Below are 15,934 nucleotides of genomic sequence, written 5' to 3'. Positions count from 1 at the left end.
AATTATACTGGTAAATGATAAAAAGGGGAATCGGGATGCTTAGGACAACGGAAGAAGAACTGGACGCAATGGAGGCAGTCGATGTCAGGACTGTAGATATCAATACACTGACAGATATCCGGGAAATCCAGATTGATACCAGCCTGCCAGTGGAAAGAAAGCTTGCTCTTTTTGCAGAGCAGACAAACAACCTTTTTCTGCACCGCATCGGCGATTATATCGTAAAGGTAAGGTTTCAGAAAGAGGGGCCGGATATCAATGATAAGATGGAGGAATACCTGCGCCATCTGGCAGAAATCTATATCTGAAAAAAGGGAAAAGCCTTGAAAGAATCAGAGGTTATGTTAACTTTAAATCAGTGGCTGCTTTTGATTCATGGTTAATGCTGACAAATAATCATAAGTTGGGAGTGACAATATGAAACATTATCCAGCAGCTATGTACCTGCGTCTTTCAAGGGACGACAATGATGCTGCTGCATCCTCTGAGGGTGTCTCTATGCCATACGGCAGAAAAGCGGAAACACCCTCCGGGTATACCTCTATGCCATACGGCAGAAAAGCGGAAAGCAACAGCATTGGAAATCAGAGGGAGCTGATCAGAGCCTTTATCCATGAACAGCAGGGGAGTATGGCATTCTTGTGTCAAGTTGGTAAGAAGCCAGTAAAATCAAGAGGTTCCACTGATTTCGTCCTAAGAAAAAACGGCTGTGAAAACAGTGAAAATGGTTGGAACGGGCCTGTTTTGAATCGTAAAGCCCAAAATCAAGCCGACTTGACACTATATTGCCATGAAGCAATGGGGCACGTTGTTACTCGTTGGAAATTCGAAAGAGATCGGACAGCAGGTCAAAAGGTATCTCCTGCTCTTCCAGCTTTAATACCCTGCATGTATTATCTATCTTTGTTACCCGGCCTGTCTCTTTTGTGTATACTCCGTTTTGAAAATATTCCGCCGTAACCATATCGCCTTTGCGCAGTATGTGCAGTCTGCGATCCAGCTCTGCCTTTCGCTCCTCTGACAGCTCTTTTTTTGCATCAGTCTCTCTTTCCTTTTCCGCCAGTGCTTCCCGGAATCCCTTTAAAGCGTCAAAGGGCATAAACTGCTTTGCACGATTTTCCCTGTCCATTTTTGGATGTATCTTATTCCCCACTTTTGTGTCCTCCTATCTGCCGATTCCGTTCCAGAGCCGTTCCTGCTTCCTGCAGATCCATTCCCCGGACAAGGGCATTTTTCCCATACTTTTTCTTAATCTCCAAAGCGGCTTTCTGCAGTTTCCGCTCACGCTCCACTGCTTCGTGGTCTGTAAAAAGATCGTATTGCTCGTAGTCCTCTTCTGCCAGGCTGCTGCAGCTTACGCTTAACCGGCGGATGGGCTTATCCTTCTTTGCAATCCGCTCATACAGAGCCAGGACATAGGGAATGATTACGCTGTAAGCATTGGTTGTCACGGTCATAGAGGTTGTTCCTGTCGAGGGCTTTAACTGCAGGGCGTTGGAATATCCAATCATTAAGGAAACAGACTGTGTGACTGCCTTTTTCTCCGCCATGTTAAGGCAGAGCTCGTCTGTCATCTCCTTTACAATCAGCCGGCATTCTTCAAAGGAATAGTCTCTGGCCAATACCTGGCCGCTGGACAGGGAGCTGTTTTGAGGCTTGTAGGCTTTTATATCCTCCATTGTGGCGCTTTCCCTTCCCCATGCATGGTCAATCAAAAGCTCGGCATCAATGCCAAACATCCGATATAAGAAATCTTCATCTGCATGGGCGATGTCCCCCATCGTTTTAATCCCCACATTGTTAAGTCGTCTTACGGTTCCGGATCCTATCCGCCAGAAATCCGTAAGCGGTCTGTGGTTCCATAAGTGCTTTTGGTATAATTCTTCGTTAAGATATCCGATGTGATCTTCTGTATGCTTTGCCGTGATATCCAGAGCAACCTTAGCCAGATACAGATTGGTTCCGATTCCTGTAGCCGCCGTGATCCCGGTAGAACGAAATACATCATCCGTTATCTTCTTTGCAAGCTCTCTTGCGGAAAGGTGATAGAGAGAAAGGTAGTGGGTAACATCAAAAAATGCTTCGTCAATGGAATAAACATGGATATCTTCTTTTGCGATATATTTTAAATAGATTCCGTAAATTTCTACGGAATATTCCATATACAGCTTCATCCGGGGCGGAGCCATGATATATGCTACGTTCTTTGGAATCTCGAATACTCTGCATCTGTTCTTGATTCCCAAGGCTTTCATGGATGGAGAAATGGCAAGACAGATGGTCTTTTCGGTTCTTTCCGGATCTGCTACGGCCAGATTGGTTGTCAAGGGATCCAGGCCGCGCTCTACACATTCTACAGAAGCATAGAACGATTTGAGATCAATGCATAGATATATTTTTTCCTCCATCTCTAAGACGCCTCCTGTTCTGCTTTTTTGTTAGTATCCCTCTTTTGGTTATAATTATATCATCAGAACATACGTTTGTATAGAGTTTTTTTATTTCTATCGCAGCATGCCGCACTTGGAAGCTCATATTGTGCTGCAATGATTGAGTTTTGCGTAAAGAAAAAGCCGGGGATTCGGAATCCTCGGCTTATGTAACATTTATGGCAAATACAGTTCCTCCCACTCCTCCTCTGTCAAACGTTCAGAATGCCACCACAAATCAAGCTCCTGTCCGGAAGGCAGTACCTCATTGGATACATACTGAAATCCTCCATCCGAAAGAGGTCTTATTACCGTCTTATGGGAAAATGCACAGGAGGCGTACTCTTCCGGATACACAGCATTCACAAACAGCGTTATGGTTCCATCGGCATTTTCCGTATAATTGGTTACCTCTGGAAAGGGAATGTCAGAATAATCGCTTTCGTAAAAGCCTCTCGGCCTATATCGGTATGTTCCGTCCTCCGGAACATACGCTGTCCGTTCTCGCAGCTCCTCCTTGTCTATGGCAAAATAAGACGCTGCCACTGTCTCAAACTCTTCTGCCGGTATCTGGTATTCTGCCCCGATATTCAAATTCTCATCGGCTTTATAGGGAACAGGCCGGCCCTTCAAAATGGGGTAAAGCCGATCAAACACATCATAAAAATCCAAAGCACCGAACTCCTCCTCGCTCCAATCTGTGAGGAAGAGATTGTTTTGCCCGTAGCCTATAGGAAGCAGATAGCTTCGGCTGTATTCCCTGCATGTTTCATCCAGGGGCTGGACTCTCAGCGCCGCCCTGTCCCATCCTTCGCTTAAGGTCAGCACATAGTCTTCCTTGGAATCGTAGCTGCCTCCAAACAACAGATAACCTTCCTTTGTGTATTGCCAGGTATCTGCTGCATAGCGGATCTTCCCTGCCTGCTCACACCTCCCATTTTTCCACTGGTAATCTTCTCTTATAACTGTGGTTTTCCCATCCTCTGTCCTGCACTGATATTTCGTCAGTCCGCCAGAAGAGGATATCGCCAGGAGCGTCGCTTCTGCCTGCCTCTCCTCATCCACGGATTCGCAGAATTCCATGACTGTTTCCGGATTTGTCATATTGATCTGGTTTTCCCAGTCAACTGCCGTATAGCCATGGCCGCCCAGCCGGTTGACGACAGCCTCTGTCACTTCCAGGCTTCCCAATGTGCCTGCTTCTGCTGCTTCCTCATAAATATCGCGGCAAAGCTCCATGACTGCCTCCCCTTCCAAGGACTCCTCTTGTTCCGCTTTATCACCTGTATCCGCTTTTCCGCCTTCTTCCGGCTTATCATGTTCCCCTGGTTCATAGCCGGACTCTGTTTCACTTACATTTTCCTTTTTTTCACCTCCATGAGATGTCTCTGACGGAACGCTGCAGGCTGCCGCCAGCACCATCGTGATAGTGAAAGCCGTTAAAAGCAGCCGTTTTTTTCTTATACCTGTGTCTTTAAAAAATTCCTGCATTTTTCTTTCCTTACATATGTAAATTTTTTTATTTAATACCTTAACGGACGAAGTCCGTCAGCCCCGAAGGGGCATGTATTAATGGGGTACCCACAGGGTATACCTTAACGGACGAAGTCCGCCACATGAATGGAACCCTATGGTATAAAATACTACATCTATAAGGTATTTGCGTCAAGAAAATAATTCTTAAGATCATTATGGCCATTGCCCTGTCAGGCAACGGCCATATCCTATATAGTCATTCTTTCAAACAGCTGCAGACTGTTCCGCCAAAGAGCTTTGGCAGGCACAGCATTCCCCATCCCTGCTGATTCCGGGGAAGTCCTAGATCTTTACAGGAGACGGACAAAAGCATCTTCACTTCCTTGTTGGTAAGCTCTCTTCTCCCGGAAAGCAAAAGCGCAAGCCCTCCGGCCACCACAGGCGTTGCCATGGAGGTTCCTGATTTGGCAGTGTAAGCGGCTGCTCCCGGCTTTCTCCATCCTGCATTACAGGAAATAATATAGGCCCCCGGCGCCACAACGTCCGGCTTGCAGACACAGGCAGCCGTCGGCCCTCTCCCTGAATAATTGGCTCTGCGCTTTCCCATTACCCTGACCACCTGGTTGTCATCAGAGCTTCCCACTGTGATTACCTTAGGGCTGGTGCCTGGAACCGTGATGGTAGACCGTTCCGGCCCCTGATTCCCGGCGGCGGCGCAGACAATAAAACCTGCGTCCCAGGCTTCCTCCACAGCTTCCAAAAGCCCCGATTTTTCCGAATACCTAGGCGCCGTGCTTCCCATAGAAATGTTGATAATCCGCACATCGTACTCCCTCCCATGTTCAATCAGCCAGTGCAGAGCTTCCACCACGGCCTTGCTGTTGCCGTTTCCCATTCTGTCCAATACCTTTAGAGCTACGAAATGGCATCCTGGTGCAATCCCTTGATACCTTCCGTCTGACGCCGTTCCCGTCCCTCCTATAATTCCACAGATGTGGGTCCCATGACCGCAGTCATCGGACCCATTCTGATTTCGCCCAATATAGTTATAGTTATAAACCATTTTCCCCTTCAAATCCGGATGCTGTGGATCCATTCCGGAATCCAAGACCGCAACTCCGATGCCCTCCCCGTTGTACCCCATACGGTAAACCTCCGGAACTCCCACCAGCTCCCGCACACGATTCATAGCAATGCAGCTCCTTGCTTTTTCTATTAGCTTATGCGCCGGACTGCCGAACCGCTATTCCCGGGAAAGTCCTCTTGAAGCTGCCGCCTGTTTCCCTCTGTTACAGCTTTGCGTCAATAACTGCCTCTGCATTTGTTATAATTTCAGTTCAAAAGCCTCCCCAACCTGTACATAATCATCGCTGATCCGGCCGTCGCTCTCTGGGAGCTTCACTGCGTACAAGGTCATAGTCACACTCTTCGCCTCCGCGCTCAGCCTGCCGTCATCAATGACTTCCTCGTTCTGCATATAACCTGACTTCTGATTCTGGGAGCGCACGCCGAATTCCACCTGGTTTCCGCACTCATCCACTGCCTTTATCATCAGAATATAATTGGTAGCTCCGGAAATATCATAGGAAATTCTCTGCTCCAGGTCATTGGAGGCCAGCTCCTTTAAAGTTACCTTGACGCCGTCCGGAAGCTCGAATTCTTTTTCGATGGCCGTCCGCTTTGTGTCCGCAATCAGATCCGCCCCGTCCGCCCGGAAAGCGAACTCCCATTTCCCCTTTATGCCGTCCTGGAAACCAAGCTGCTTAAATACGATCCGGTATTCATTTTCCTGGGAAAAGTCAACATCCGTGCCAGTCAGATGATAGTCTGCAACTGCCCCCAGAACCTTCTGCTCCTCATCCAGAAAGCCTGCGCTTCCTCCGGATCCGCCTGTGAAATGCTTTCCGTTGATATATAACGTTCCGTCCGGAGTCAGGTACTCTTCCATAGGCTGACCGTCCTCACGCTGAAGGGTGTAGTTGATCACCAGCTTCTCATCGGAAACGACTGCTTCCTGAAGGGTAATCACATATCCCTTGTCTGCCACAGGAATATTGACCACCTCCTTGTATTCTGACAGATCGCCCGAGATTCCAAGGGCGCTTCCGATGCTCCATCCAATCTGTTTGATTGCCGCATGCACCTCGTCCCCGAAGACTGCGCTTCCTGCCGTCAGCATCAGCGCAGCACAGGCTGCCGCGGCTGCCCTGCGAAAGGCTTTCTTTTTTGTCTGCTTTTCTTTTCGGATTTCCTTCAATACATTATTTTCATATCTTTTCATTTCTACGTCACTGGGGCAGTCAGCCAGGCAGTCCCCATGCGCTCCAAGCTCTGTCCTTATTTCATTTGCCAATTGATAGGACTCTCTGTTCATACCCTTGCCCTCTTCCTTTCTCCAAATTTGCTGCGAATCTTCTGTTTTCCCCGGAATATCCGCACATATACGTTGTCTCTGCTGATTCCCAGCGCTTCCCCTGCCTCCTCCGGCTCCTCCTCGTTCAAGAAAATCCGCCGGAACAGTTCCTGGTCTTTGGGTTTCAGACATCCTAAAATCTCCTCTGTTTCCTTTGAAAGCTCCTGCTCAGCCAGCTTAAGGAAGGAAGGATCTTCCTGTGGGATCTCCATGTCTTCAATGGGAACTGTCTGAAGCTCCCTTTGAAGCTTCCGCAGAGTGTCAATGGCTTCCAGGCGCGCCACTCCGGCCGCCCAGCCCTCGAAGCTTCCCTTTGTCTCGTCAAAGCTGTGGATATTCCGCCAGATCCCCAGGAAAATGTCGTTCATGCATTCCTCTATCCGATCGGGAGCGGCATAGAGCCGCTTCTGCACGATGGAATGCAGCAGCCTCCCATAAGTCTCTATGACATAAAGAATTCCTTCCTCTTTTTGCTTTTTGATCAAATCTATGAAATTATTTTCATTTGCTTTCATAATGCAGTTACCTCAGAACAAAATTTCGTAAGCTTACACAGTGCCCGGCCGCGGCGCTTCCCGGTTGGAAAAGTGTCTGTTTTTTGACCCTTTCACTTTATACTTCGTTTGGGAAATGGGAAATCTTACAGTTTGGATGATTTTTCTTTTTTATTTTTGAATTATGGAAATTTTGAGGGAAATTGCCTCTTTTTGAATACAAAAAAGACTGTCTGGAAATAAGGCATGATTCTCTCCAAAAGCAATCAGACGGTCATAGCTGTCTAAATGGTTCGTGAGAATCACATCCTTGTCATCATAGTGATCTGTATTGAAAATGCAGAAAATCGCATCCGTTTTATGATGTGCAAGCACAGAAAAAATCAAATTATCCGACTTCAGAAATCTACTAAAGTAAATTCTGCCCTTCCCGGGTGTCAATGTGCCCCCTATAGAAAAATATCGATACTATACACAAATCACGTAGAAATAATTTATGTACATTATCCCCGCCAAAAAACACGCATTAATATGTGTTTTTACGGAAAACAACGCTCAGATGTATTGTCATAGTGCATCTGAGCGTTTTATTTAAATGAATTCTTTTATATGCCTGCCTATACCAGCTGCTTTATTCAGATATTTACAAGATAAGCCGTCTGTGAGCAAAGAGGACGCGCCTCTTTTACAGAAGCATATAGTCAAAAGTCCGCTTCAGATACTCGCTATACCCAGCTTTCTCCACTGCCTCGGAAGCCACAATGGATATGCTCCCAAGCTCCTTATCCCCCAGCATATAAGTAAGCTTCCCAATCTCCTGCCCTTCCTCCACAGGGGCCGTCAGTTCTTTGACGCAGAGCCATTTTTTTTCAATGGCAGTCAAATCCTCCCCTGTCGTGCTTAAATAGGCAAATGTCCCGTCGTAAGTCCCCTTTACCTCCTCCTTCACGCCGAAACGGATGGGAACTATCACATCCGGCTGCTCCTCCAAATCCTGGTAGAGACTGCATTTGGCATAACCGTAATTCAAAAGAGCCGTGGCGTCTGCAAACCGTCCTTTGGGATCAGGCGCTGCCATAACGACTGCAATCATCTCGATCCCATCTTTCTCCGCCGTAGCGGATACACAGTATTTTGCCAGACTGGTAGACCCTGTTTTCAAGCCTGTAGCGTAGGGGTACTGACGGATAAGCTTGTTGGTATTGGTCAGTCCAAACTCTTCCGTTCCCCGTTTGGTGGTATGGGTGATATTTTCCATCCAGACTGTAGAGTAATTATGTATCTGGGGATATTTGGTAATCAGCTCCCGTGACATTAAGGCAATGTCGTAAGCTGTGGTTACATGGCCGTCTACGTCCAGTCCGCAGCAGTTGACAAAATGGGTGTCTTTCATGCCAAGCTCTGCCGCGCGGTTGTTCATCATTTCTACAAAGAGCTCCTCGGTTCCGGCGACGTACTCTGCCATGGCTACAGAAGCATCATTTGCCGAAGCCACAGAAATACATTTAATCATCGTATCCACACTCTGGGTTTCCCCTTCCTCCAAAAACACCTGGGAACCTCCCATGGATGCTGCATAAGCCGAAGTAGTCACCGTATCCTCCAATCTAATCTTTCCCTGGGAAATGGCATCAAATATCAAAAGGAGAGTCATAATCTTGGTTACACTGGCCGGAGGAAGCTTTTCATGGGCATTTTTCTCCAACACTACAGTGCCCGTGGAAGCCTCCATAAGAACGGCGGAGGGTGCGCTGATTCCAATGCTGTCCCCGGCAGTCGGCGCTGCCTCGTCCCCCGGATTTTCTTGAGCCGTCTCTCCAAGTGTTTCCCCAGACGTCTGCCCGGACTGGGCTATTTTGCCTAATATGGATTCCTCCACTTCTTTTCCCGGCAGTTTTTCTCCCGGAGCCGCTTTTTCTGGAAGCTCCTGGTCTGCATTCCGGCCCCCTGCAGCCATTTCCTCTGTCTTTTCCTCCTGGCCTTTTGTTTTGGCTGCCGGCGCACCTGCGCTGCTTTGTTCCTGTGTTTCAGAGGATGGCGTGCTGTTATGCTGCTCCTGTGCTGCGTCTGGCGGAGTATTGCTCTGAGCCTGGCTTCCCTCCTCCGTCTCCCCTCCCGATGCCTGCACAAACAGCGCCGGCGGCTGGAAGCTAAGACAGAAAACAAGCAGGAAGATACAAATCTTCTTCATAAAATTCCCCTTCTATTAATTGCGATTACTATTAGTAATGTAATAGAAGGGGAAAATATGTCATTTTTATGGAAACACTTTGATTCCTGTATGGTATACCCCATTAATGCGTATCCCTTCGGAATGGGCTGACTTCGTCCAATAAGGTATCCAATTCTCTACTTCCGCTCCTCCAGCTCCTCATAATCCACATGATGCCCCACATACTTGTAAGCCGGACGGACAATCTTGCCTGCATTTGCCAGCTCCTCAATGCGGTGGGCGCTCCAGCCCGAGATACGGGAAATGGCAAAAATAGGCGTAAACAGCTCTGCCGGAAGCCCCAGCATACTGTAGACAAAGCCGCTGTAGAAGTCCACATTGGCGCAGACAGGCTTTAAAAGCTTCCGCCCCGACATCAGACACTCCCCTCCGATGCGCTCCACACGCTCATAAAGCTCAAACTCCTGTGTCAGTCCCTTTTCAACCGAAAGCTTTCTTGCATATTCCTTTAAAATAACTGCCCTGGGATCCGACTCCGTATATACTGCATGACCGATTCCATAGATAAGCCCGGCCTTATCAAATGCCTCTCTTAGCAAAATGCGCACCAGATAAGAGCGAAGAGCCTCCTCGTCCTTCCAGTTGGTTACATGCTCTTTGATATCCCGGAACATTTCCTGAACCTTCAAGTTGGCGCCGCCGTGCTTTGGCCCCTTCAAGGATCCTAAGGATGCCGCCACAGCAGAATATGTATCCGTTCCGGTGGAAGATACTACATGGGTGGTAAAAGTAGAGTTGTTTCCGCCGCCATGCTCTGCATGAAGCACCAGAGCCACATCAAGTACCTTTGCTTCCAGCTCCGTATAGGCGCCGTCCTTTCTAAGAAGACGCAGAATATTTTCCGCCGTGGAGAGCTCCGGTTTGGGATTGCGGATAATCAGGCTCTTGTCCAGGTGGTAATGGCGGTAAGCGTGATAACCATAGACACAGAACAAGGGGAATTGGGCTATCAGCTTCAAAGACTGCTGCAGCACATTTGCAATGGAAATATCCTCTGGATTCTCGTCGTAGGAATAGAGGGTCAGCACACATTTCTGCAGGGTATTCATCATATTGGAGCTGGGAGCCTTCATCACCACATCCCGGACAAAGGTATCCGGCAGGCTCCGGAATTCTCCCAGAATCGTAATAAATTCATCCAGCTGCTCCTTTGTGGGGAGCTTGCCAAAAAGCAAAAGATAGGTAGCCTCCTCAAAGGCAAAGCGGCGGTCAGAAAAGCCTTTTACCAGATCCTGTACATTGACTCCCTGAAAATAAAGCTCGCCGTCAATGGGTATCTTTTCGCCGTCCACATAGCCAAAGGAAACCACATCCGAAATCTCCGTCAGTCCCGTGAGAACACCTTTTCCCGAGGAATCTCTAAGGCCTCTCTTTACATCGTACTCCTCATAAAGCTTGCCGTCGATCTGACCGGAACGCATACTGTATTCCACCAGCTTTTCCAGTCTCTTATCCATATGTACCTCTTCTTTTTTCATAACATCCTCCTATTCTCCCTATCCAAACGCAAAGCCGATTAAAATTCCAAGGACAGCGCCCATAAGTACCTGCAGAGGCGTGTGGCCTACAAATTCTTTCAGCTTCTCTTCTGTCAGCTTTTTTCCCTCCAAGGTCTTAAAGCTGTCCAAAATCTGGTTCAGCAGCTTTGCCTGCTTTCCTGTCTCAAGACGCACGCCCATGGCGTCGTGCATGACAATAATCGCCAGAATAGCCGTCACCGCAAAGATGGGGGAGCCGGTTCCGTATTCCCTTCCTGCGGAAACAGCCAGGGCACAGACGGTAGATGCATGTGAGCTCGGCATTCCGCCGGAGCCTATCAGACGCTCCGGGTCAAAGCCCTTGTTCACCCAGGCGTGGATCAAGGTCTTTAACACCTGGGCCACAAACCAGCCGGTAACTGCGCTTATCAAAAGAGTATTTCCAATTAGTACTTCAAAGCTGCTCATCTGTTATGTATTCCTTCCTAATCCAAAAACATCTTTGTCCATTATAGCGGATCTTTTTCTGTCTGGCAAGCACAGGTAAATAATACCTTTTGAAAAAATACACAAAACAGCCGGGAAATTTCCCGACTGTCTCTCATTCTTTTTCAAAAAGCCTGCAGCGCTCACCCTGTATGCATTCTCTTAATCACTTTAAGCCTGGTAAATTCCTCACGCTCCTTCTCCTCCAGAGCATTCGCAATATCCTTCACCAGCGTTTCATATCTTGGGATGGTGATATTCTGTAAGGCGTTGGCCCTCTTTTGAGCCTTCTTAATATTGGCTGCCAAAAGATAGGCGGAATTCTCCACCATGGAGAGCTTCACCGTCAGATCCTTTACCTTTTCAAAGGATACACGGGCAATATCCAGGGATTCCCTGGTACTGTAGAAAGCGTAGGCCGGAGTCCTGGTAGCAGCGTCGTAGCGCACCAGAGGAATCTCCGTTCCCATGATGCTTCGAAGCTTCACCTCAATGGTATCCTCAACAGGCACATTCCGTGCAACGTCAGACACGAAGTTCACGCCCAGTTCCATGTTTGCCTTCTGGAGCGCCTCGTAAGCCATCTGAAAGGTGGTGCGGATCTCCTTCTGGATATCCCTTGCCTGCTCCACCAAACCCATCAATTCCCGTATGAGAATATTCCGCTTTTTATCCATCAGCTCATAACCCTGACGAGCCAGCACCAGTGAATTTTTTGCCAATATTAAATTGCCCTTTGTAGGAAATGATTGGTTATCCATTTATCCTCCTATTTAAAGTCGCTGCGCGACAGCCTGCTTACTCTTCTTCTGCCTGGGGCTTATAATACTGATCCAGTATCTTCGTATCAATTCTGTCAAGCTCCTCCCTGGGAAGCATTCCAAGAAGCTCCCAGCCGATGTCCAGGGTCTCCTGGATGGTTCTGTTGTCATCAGAACCCTGGCCCACAAAGCGCTCCTCAAAAGCCTTTCCAAAGATGAGATATTTCTTATCGATCGGCGAAAGCTCATCTTCACCGATAACAGAAGCCAGCGCTCTTGCGTCTCCCACCTTCGCATAGGAGGAAAAAAGCTGATTGGACAATGCCTGGTGATCGCCCCTTGTGTAGCCCTCGCCGATACCGTCCTTCATCAGACGGGACAGAGAGGGAAGCACGCTGATGGGCGGATAGATGCCCTGTCCGTTGAGCACGCGGTCCAGTACAATCTGCCCCTCCGTAATATAGCCGGTCAAGTCCGGAATGGGATGGGTAATATCGTCATTGGGCATGGTCAGAATCGGAATCTGGGTCACAGAGCCGTTGATGCCCTGTACGATTCCGGCACGCTCATAAATCGTAGCCAGTTCACTGTACAGATACCCGGGATAGCCCTTTCGGGAGGGGATTTCGCCCTTGGAGGAAGAAACCTCACGCATAGCCTCCGCAAAGGAAGTCATATCCGTCAGAATAACCAGGATGTGCATATTGCACTCAAAGGCCAGGTACTCTGCCGCCGTCAGCGCCACTCTGGGCGTAATCAAACGCTCCACCACCGGATCATTTGCCAGATTCAGGAACATGGTCACATGTTCGGACACGCCGCTTTCCTCAAAGGCGCGGCGGAAAAATTCAGCTACGTCGTGCTTCACGCCCATAGCCGCAAAGACAATGGCGAATTCCTCCTCGGAATCCTCTCCCAAGGAAGCCTGGCGCACAAGCTGCGCCGCAAGCTGATCGTGGGGCAGGCCGTTTCCCGAGAAAATGGGAAGCTTTTGTCCGCGGATCAGCGTAGTCAGTCCGTCAATGGCAGAAAAACCTGTCCGGATGTAGTTCCGGGGATATTCGCGCATAACAGGATTCAAGGGCTGGCCGTTTACATTCCGGTGGATGTCGGATTCCACCTCGCCCAGACCGTCAATGGGCTGGCCGATTCCGTTGAAGGTACGCCCAAGAATCTCCGGGGACAGGGCTATCTCCATGGGATGGCCTGTCAGCTTGGTATGGGTATTCCGAAGGGACATATTGTCCGTTCCGCCGAACACCTGGATTACAGCCTTGTCCTCATAGCACTCGATAATACGGCCCAATTCCTTTTTCTTACCGTCAATGGTAACTTCCACGATCTCTTCATAGGAGGCGTCCTGTACGCCCTCCAGTGCAATCAGAGGGCCGTTAATCTCGCTCAATCCTAAATATTCTATCGACATTTCCAGCACCCCCTACGCATTCTTTTCCAAAACTCTGTCATAAAAAGCATCAATCTCTTCCCGGTAGCCCTCGAAGTCCTCCAGCTGGCTGTTGGGTACATCGTACTTGATGGCAATGACGCGTTCGAAGATATTTTCCGATTTCAGTACGGACATCGGCATATTAAGGGCAATAAGCGCCCGGGCCCTGTCGTAGAGATACAGAATGGTCTGCATCATTTTCATCTGCTTTTCCATAGGAACGCAGGTGTCGTCGGGATGGAAGGCGTTCTGCTGAAGAAAGCCCAGACGTATCACCCTGGCAATCTCCAGAACAAGCTTCTGATCATCCGGCAGTACGTCGCTTCCGATCAGTTTTACAATCTCCATCAGGCTGCACTCCTGATTTAAGAGCACCATAATCCGGTTCCGGCAGTCCATAAAGTCTTTGGACACATGATCCTTATACCAGGGAGCCAGATCCGAAGTATACTCACTGTAGCTGCTCAGCCAGTGAATGGCCGGAAAATGACGGGCATAGGCCAGGGATTTGTCAAGCCCCCAGAAGCAGCGGACAAACCGCTTGGTATTCTGGGTCACCGGCTCGGAGAAATCGCCGCCCTGGGGCGACACGGCGCCGATGATGGACACGCTTCCTTCCGTTCCGTTCAAATTCAGCATCAGTCCCGCCCGCTCATAGAAAGCAGACAGACGGGAAGCCAGATAAGCCGGGAATCCTTCTTCTGCAGGCATTTCCTCCAGACGTCCGGACAGCTCCCGCAAAGCCTCCGCCCACCGGGATGTGGAATCTGCCATAATCGCCACGTCATAGCCCATATCCCGATAATACTCTGCCAAAGTGATTCCCGTATAAATGCTTGCTTCACGGGCAGCTACCGGCATATTTGAAGTATTTGCAATCAAGGCTGTACGATCCATCAGCGGATTTCCCGATCTGGGGTCGATAAGCTCGCCGAACTCCTCCAGTACCTGGGTCATCTCATTGCCCCGTTCTCCGCAGCCGATATAAATAATAATATCCGCATCAGACCACTTGGCAATCTGGTGTTGTGTCATAGTCTTTCCAGTACCGAACCCTCCGGGAACGGCTGCTGTTCCTCCCTTTGCGATGGGAAACAGCGTGTCCAGAATACGCTGTCCTGTGATAAGAGGCTTTGAAGCCGGATAACGCTTTCTGGTGGGACGGGGAACACGGATGGGCCATTTCTGCAGCATGGTCAGCTCCTGCTCTGTCCCGTCATCGTACTGTAGCACGGCAATGGTATCCCGAATGGTATATTCTCCGTCCGGCATCACCTTTACAATGATTCCCTCCATATCCGGAGGAACCATAACCTTGTGAAGTATGGCCGTAGTCTCCTGAACCTCGCAGATAATCGTTCCGCCGCTGACACGGGTTCCCGGCTCCACAGTCATATGAGCCTTCCACAGCTTTTCCATATCCAGAGAATCCACTACAGTACCCCGGTTGATATAAGCGCCGCCGTCCTTGGCAATCTCGCTCAGAGGGCGCTCGATTCCGTCGTAAATATTATTTAAGATTCCGGGAGCCAGCATCACGGAAATAGGCGCTCCCGTGCCCTCCACAAGCTCTCCCGGCTTGATCCCGGTGGTTTCCTCATATACCTGGATGGTAGTCCGGTCCTTGTTAAGTCCGATAATCTCGCCTACGAGCCGGTCGCGGCCCACATAGACCATCTCTGCCATCTTGAATTCTGTATTGCCTTTCAGATACACGACAGGACCATTGATTCCATAGATAACACCTGTCTTATTCATACGCCGTTCCTCCTCTAAGCTGGAACTTTTCTCTGGCTTCTGCAAGCTTTGTCTCAAAGGAATTGTCTATCAGAATATTTCTTCCAGGAATAACCGCCCGTGTTCCGCCCATAAAAGAGTAACTGCTCACCGTAATAGGAGCGCCTGCTTCAACCTCCAGACTTGTTCTCCGTTCCGCATCGGAAGGATCGATATAAAGAATCAATTCTTCTCCTCTGGCAAAAGCAATGGCTTCCTTCAATTGCCGCACCAGAAGGCGCTGATACTCGGCGCTCTCTGCAAAACGTGCCAGCCGGTCTTTCATTTCCACAAACAGCTTTTCCTTCAGCTCCTCCTGCATACGGCTGATAGTCCTGCGGATCTTTACCTGCTCCTCGGAAAAACGTTTGTTGTTTTCCCGGATCAGATGCTCGGTCTCTGTCTTGATCTCCAGATTTTCCTGGCGTTTTCTATTTTCCTGGTACTCCTGGAAGATTTCCTCCATGGTCTTTGTATATTCGTTTATCACGCTCTCGTACTTGCCCCGCGCCTCTTCCATGGAATACTGCATTAAATGCTGTAGCTTCTCTTCGATTGTCAAAGGGGTCACCTTCTTTCTTAAACCTTCAGTCCTACGGCCTCATTTACATATGAGGTAATGAAATTCTCTCCGCGCTGTGTGCCGTGGCGGTCGGGAATCTCAATAAGCAAAGGCAGGCTGCGGCTTAAGCGTATCTCATCGATGAGCTCCGGATACTCTCGTCCGAACTTCTCCGTCAGAACGACAATGGCAATCTCCTTATCTGACAGTACCCGGTCCAGAGCTTCCTTCAATTCCTCTCTTCCTCGGGCCACAGTACCCTCGATACCGGCCAGGCGCATGCCTGTATAGGTATCCATATTGTCGCTTATCAAATACATTTTCATAGGATTTTCTGCCTTTCCTGTTGATGTAAACAATTTAGACAATGGAACCGTTA

15 protein-coding genes are annotated in these 15,934 nt (G+C 49.0%); 1 reads left to right on the top strand and 14 read right to left on the bottom strand.

The features are described from left to right. The first annotated feature begins 35 nt into the window (after positions 1-35). A complete protein-coding gene (locus VV089_RS06165) occupies positions 36-308 on the top strand; it encodes a DUF6870 family protein (RefSeq protein WP_334335289.1) in 273 nt (90 codons plus the stop codon). Positions 309-811: 503 nt separating this feature from the next. Here VV089_RS06165 and VV089_RS06160 read toward each other — a convergent pair. From VV089_RS06160 to VV089_RS06090, 14 genes are all read right to left on the bottom strand, one after another. Further along, on the bottom strand, positions 812-1,153 hold the full coding sequence (locus tag VV089_RS06160) for a YolD-like family protein (RefSeq protein ID WP_334335288.1): 342 nt from the start codon (positions 1,151-1,153) through the stop codon (positions 812-814). Continuing rightward, the gene (locus VV089_RS06155; protein WP_334335287.1) at positions 1,143-2,408 is read right to left on the bottom strand and encodes a Y-family DNA polymerase; all 1,266 of its coding nucleotides are present in this window, start codon (positions 2,406-2,408) and stop codon (positions 1,143-1,145) included. The genes VV089_RS06160 and VV089_RS06155 overlap by 11 nt, the downstream gene beginning before the upstream one ends. 198 nt (positions 2,409-2,606) lie before the next feature. Beyond that, on the bottom strand, positions 2,607-3,920 hold the full coding sequence (locus VV089_RS06150; protein WP_334335286.1) for a DUF6070 family protein: 1,314 nt from the start codon (positions 3,918-3,920) through the stop codon (positions 2,607-2,609). Between the two features lie 241 nt (positions 3,921-4,161). After that, complete coding sequence (locus tag VV089_RS06145; RefSeq protein ID WP_172542713.1) at positions 4,162-5,094, bottom strand: S8 family peptidase; 933 nt, start codon at positions 5,092-5,094, stop codon at positions 4,162-4,164. 135 nt (positions 5,095-5,229) lie between these two features. After that, positions 5,230-6,279 carry a DUF4179 domain-containing protein gene (locus tag VV089_RS06140; RefSeq protein ID WP_172542714.1) on the bottom strand — a complete coding sequence of 350 codons (1,050 nt, stop codon included), beginning with the start codon at positions 6,277-6,279 and terminating at the stop codon, positions 5,230-5,232. Further along, positions 6,276-6,833 (bottom strand): sigma-70 family RNA polymerase sigma factor, encoded by a 558-nt coding sequence (locus VV089_RS06135; RefSeq protein WP_172542715.1) that lies wholly within the window; start codon positions 6,831-6,833, stop codon positions 6,276-6,278. The genes VV089_RS06140 and VV089_RS06135 overlap by 4 nt, the downstream gene beginning before the upstream one ends. Positions 6,834-7,497: 664 nt before the next feature. Beyond that, the gene (locus tag VV089_RS06125) at positions 7,498-8,769 is read right to left on the bottom strand and encodes a D-alanyl-D-alanine carboxypeptidase family protein (RefSeq protein WP_442891538.1); all 1,272 of its coding nucleotides are present in this window, start codon (positions 8,767-8,769) and stop codon (positions 7,498-7,500) included. Between the two features lie 392 nt (positions 8,770-9,161). Next, positions 9,162-10,523 (bottom strand): citrate/2-methylcitrate synthase, encoded by a 1,362-nt coding sequence (locus VV089_RS06120; RefSeq protein ID WP_172544015.1) that lies wholly within the window; start codon positions 10,521-10,523, stop codon positions 9,162-9,164. An 18-nt stretch (positions 10,524-10,541) separates the two neighbouring features. Further along, positions 10,542-10,991 carry a divergent PAP2 family protein gene (locus VV089_RS06115; protein WP_172544016.1) on the bottom strand — a complete coding sequence of 150 codons (450 nt, stop codon included), beginning with the start codon at positions 10,989-10,991 and terminating at the stop codon, positions 10,542-10,544. Between the two features lie 161 nt (positions 10,992-11,152). Further along, on the bottom strand, positions 11,153-11,770 hold the full coding sequence (locus tag VV089_RS06110; RefSeq protein ID WP_172544017.1) for a V-type ATP synthase subunit D: 618 nt from the start codon (positions 11,768-11,770) through the stop codon (positions 11,153-11,155). 37 nt (positions 11,771-11,807) lie between these two features. After that, positions 11,808-13,196, bottom strand: coding sequence for a V-type ATP synthase subunit B (locus VV089_RS06105; RefSeq protein ID WP_334335284.1), 1,389 nt, complete (start codon positions 13,194-13,196; stop codon positions 11,808-11,810). 12 nt (positions 13,197-13,208) lie between these two features. Next, on the bottom strand, positions 13,209-14,975 hold the full coding sequence (locus VV089_RS06100; RefSeq protein ID WP_172544204.1) for a V-type ATP synthase subunit A: 1,767 nt from the start codon (positions 14,973-14,975) through the stop codon (positions 13,209-13,211). Continuing rightward, positions 14,968-15,555 carry a V-type ATP synthase subunit E gene (locus tag VV089_RS06095; protein WP_172544205.1) on the bottom strand — a complete coding sequence of 196 codons (588 nt, stop codon included), beginning with the start codon at positions 15,553-15,555 and terminating at the stop codon, positions 14,968-14,970. The genes VV089_RS06100 and VV089_RS06095 overlap by 8 nt, the downstream gene beginning before the upstream one ends. A gap of 17 nt (positions 15,556-15,572) precedes the next feature. Beyond that, on the bottom strand, positions 15,573-15,881 hold the full coding sequence (locus VV089_RS06090; RefSeq protein ID WP_172544206.1) for a V-type ATP synthase subunit F: 309 nt from the start codon (positions 15,879-15,881) through the stop codon (positions 15,573-15,575). Positions 15,882-15,934 lie beyond the last annotated feature (53 nt).

This window comes from Candidatus Merdisoma sp. JLR.KK011 (assembly GCF_036941125.1).
GTDB lineage: Bacteria > Bacillota > Clostridia > Lachnospirales > Lachnospiraceae > Laedolimicola.
Note: the sequence above shows the minus strand (reverse complement) of the source record. Positions and strands in the feature narration are given on the sequence as shown.

Bases quoted from the DNA above. Each gene is read 5' to 3' on its own strand.
- VV089_RS06165 (WP_334335289.1), top strand. From the start codon at position 36: ATGCTTAGGACAACGGAAGAAGAACTGGACGCAATGGAGGCAGTCGAT.
- VV089_RS06155 (WP_334335287.1), bottom strand. From the start codon at position 2,408: ATGGAGGAAAAAATATATCTATGCATTGATCTCAAATCGTTCTATGCT.
- VV089_RS06150 (WP_334335286.1), bottom strand. From the start codon at position 3,920: ATGCAGGAATTTTTTAAAGACACAGGTATAAGAAAAAAACGGCTGCTT.
- VV089_RS06145 (WP_172542713.1), bottom strand. From the start codon at position 5,094: ATGAATCGTGTGCGGGAGCTGGTGGGAGTTCCGGAGGTTTACCGTATG.
- VV089_RS06140 (WP_172542714.1), bottom strand. From the start codon at position 6,279: ATGAACAGAGAGTCCTATCAATTGGCAAATGAAATAAGGACAGAGCTT.
- VV089_RS06135 (WP_172542715.1), bottom strand. From the start codon at position 6,833: ATGAAAGCAAATGAAAATAATTTCATAGATTTGATCAAAAAGCAAAAA.
- VV089_RS06125 (WP_442891538.1), bottom strand. From the start codon at position 8,769: ATGGCTGCAGGGGGCCGGAATGCAGACCAGGAGCTTCCAGAAAAAGCG.
- VV089_RS06120 (WP_172544015.1), bottom strand. From the start codon at position 10,523: ATGAAAAAAGAAGAGGTACATATGGATAAGAGACTGGAAAAGCTGGTG.
- VV089_RS06115 (WP_172544016.1), bottom strand. From the start codon at position 10,991: ATGAGCAGCTTTGAAGTACTAATTGGAAATACTCTTTTGATAAGCGCA.
- VV089_RS06110 (WP_172544017.1), bottom strand. From the start codon at position 11,770: ATGGATAACCAATCATTTCCTACAAAGGGCAATTTAATATTGGCAAAA.
- VV089_RS06105 (WP_334335284.1), bottom strand. From the start codon at position 13,196: ATGTCGATAGAATATTTAGGATTGAGCGAGATTAACGGCCCTCTGATT.
- VV089_RS06100 (WP_172544204.1), bottom strand. From the start codon at position 14,975: ATGAATAAGACAGGTGTTATCTATGGAATCAATGGTCCTGTCGTGTAT.
- VV089_RS06090 (WP_172544206.1), bottom strand. From the start codon at position 15,881: ATGAAAATGTATTTGATAAGCGACAATATGGATACCTATACAGGCATG.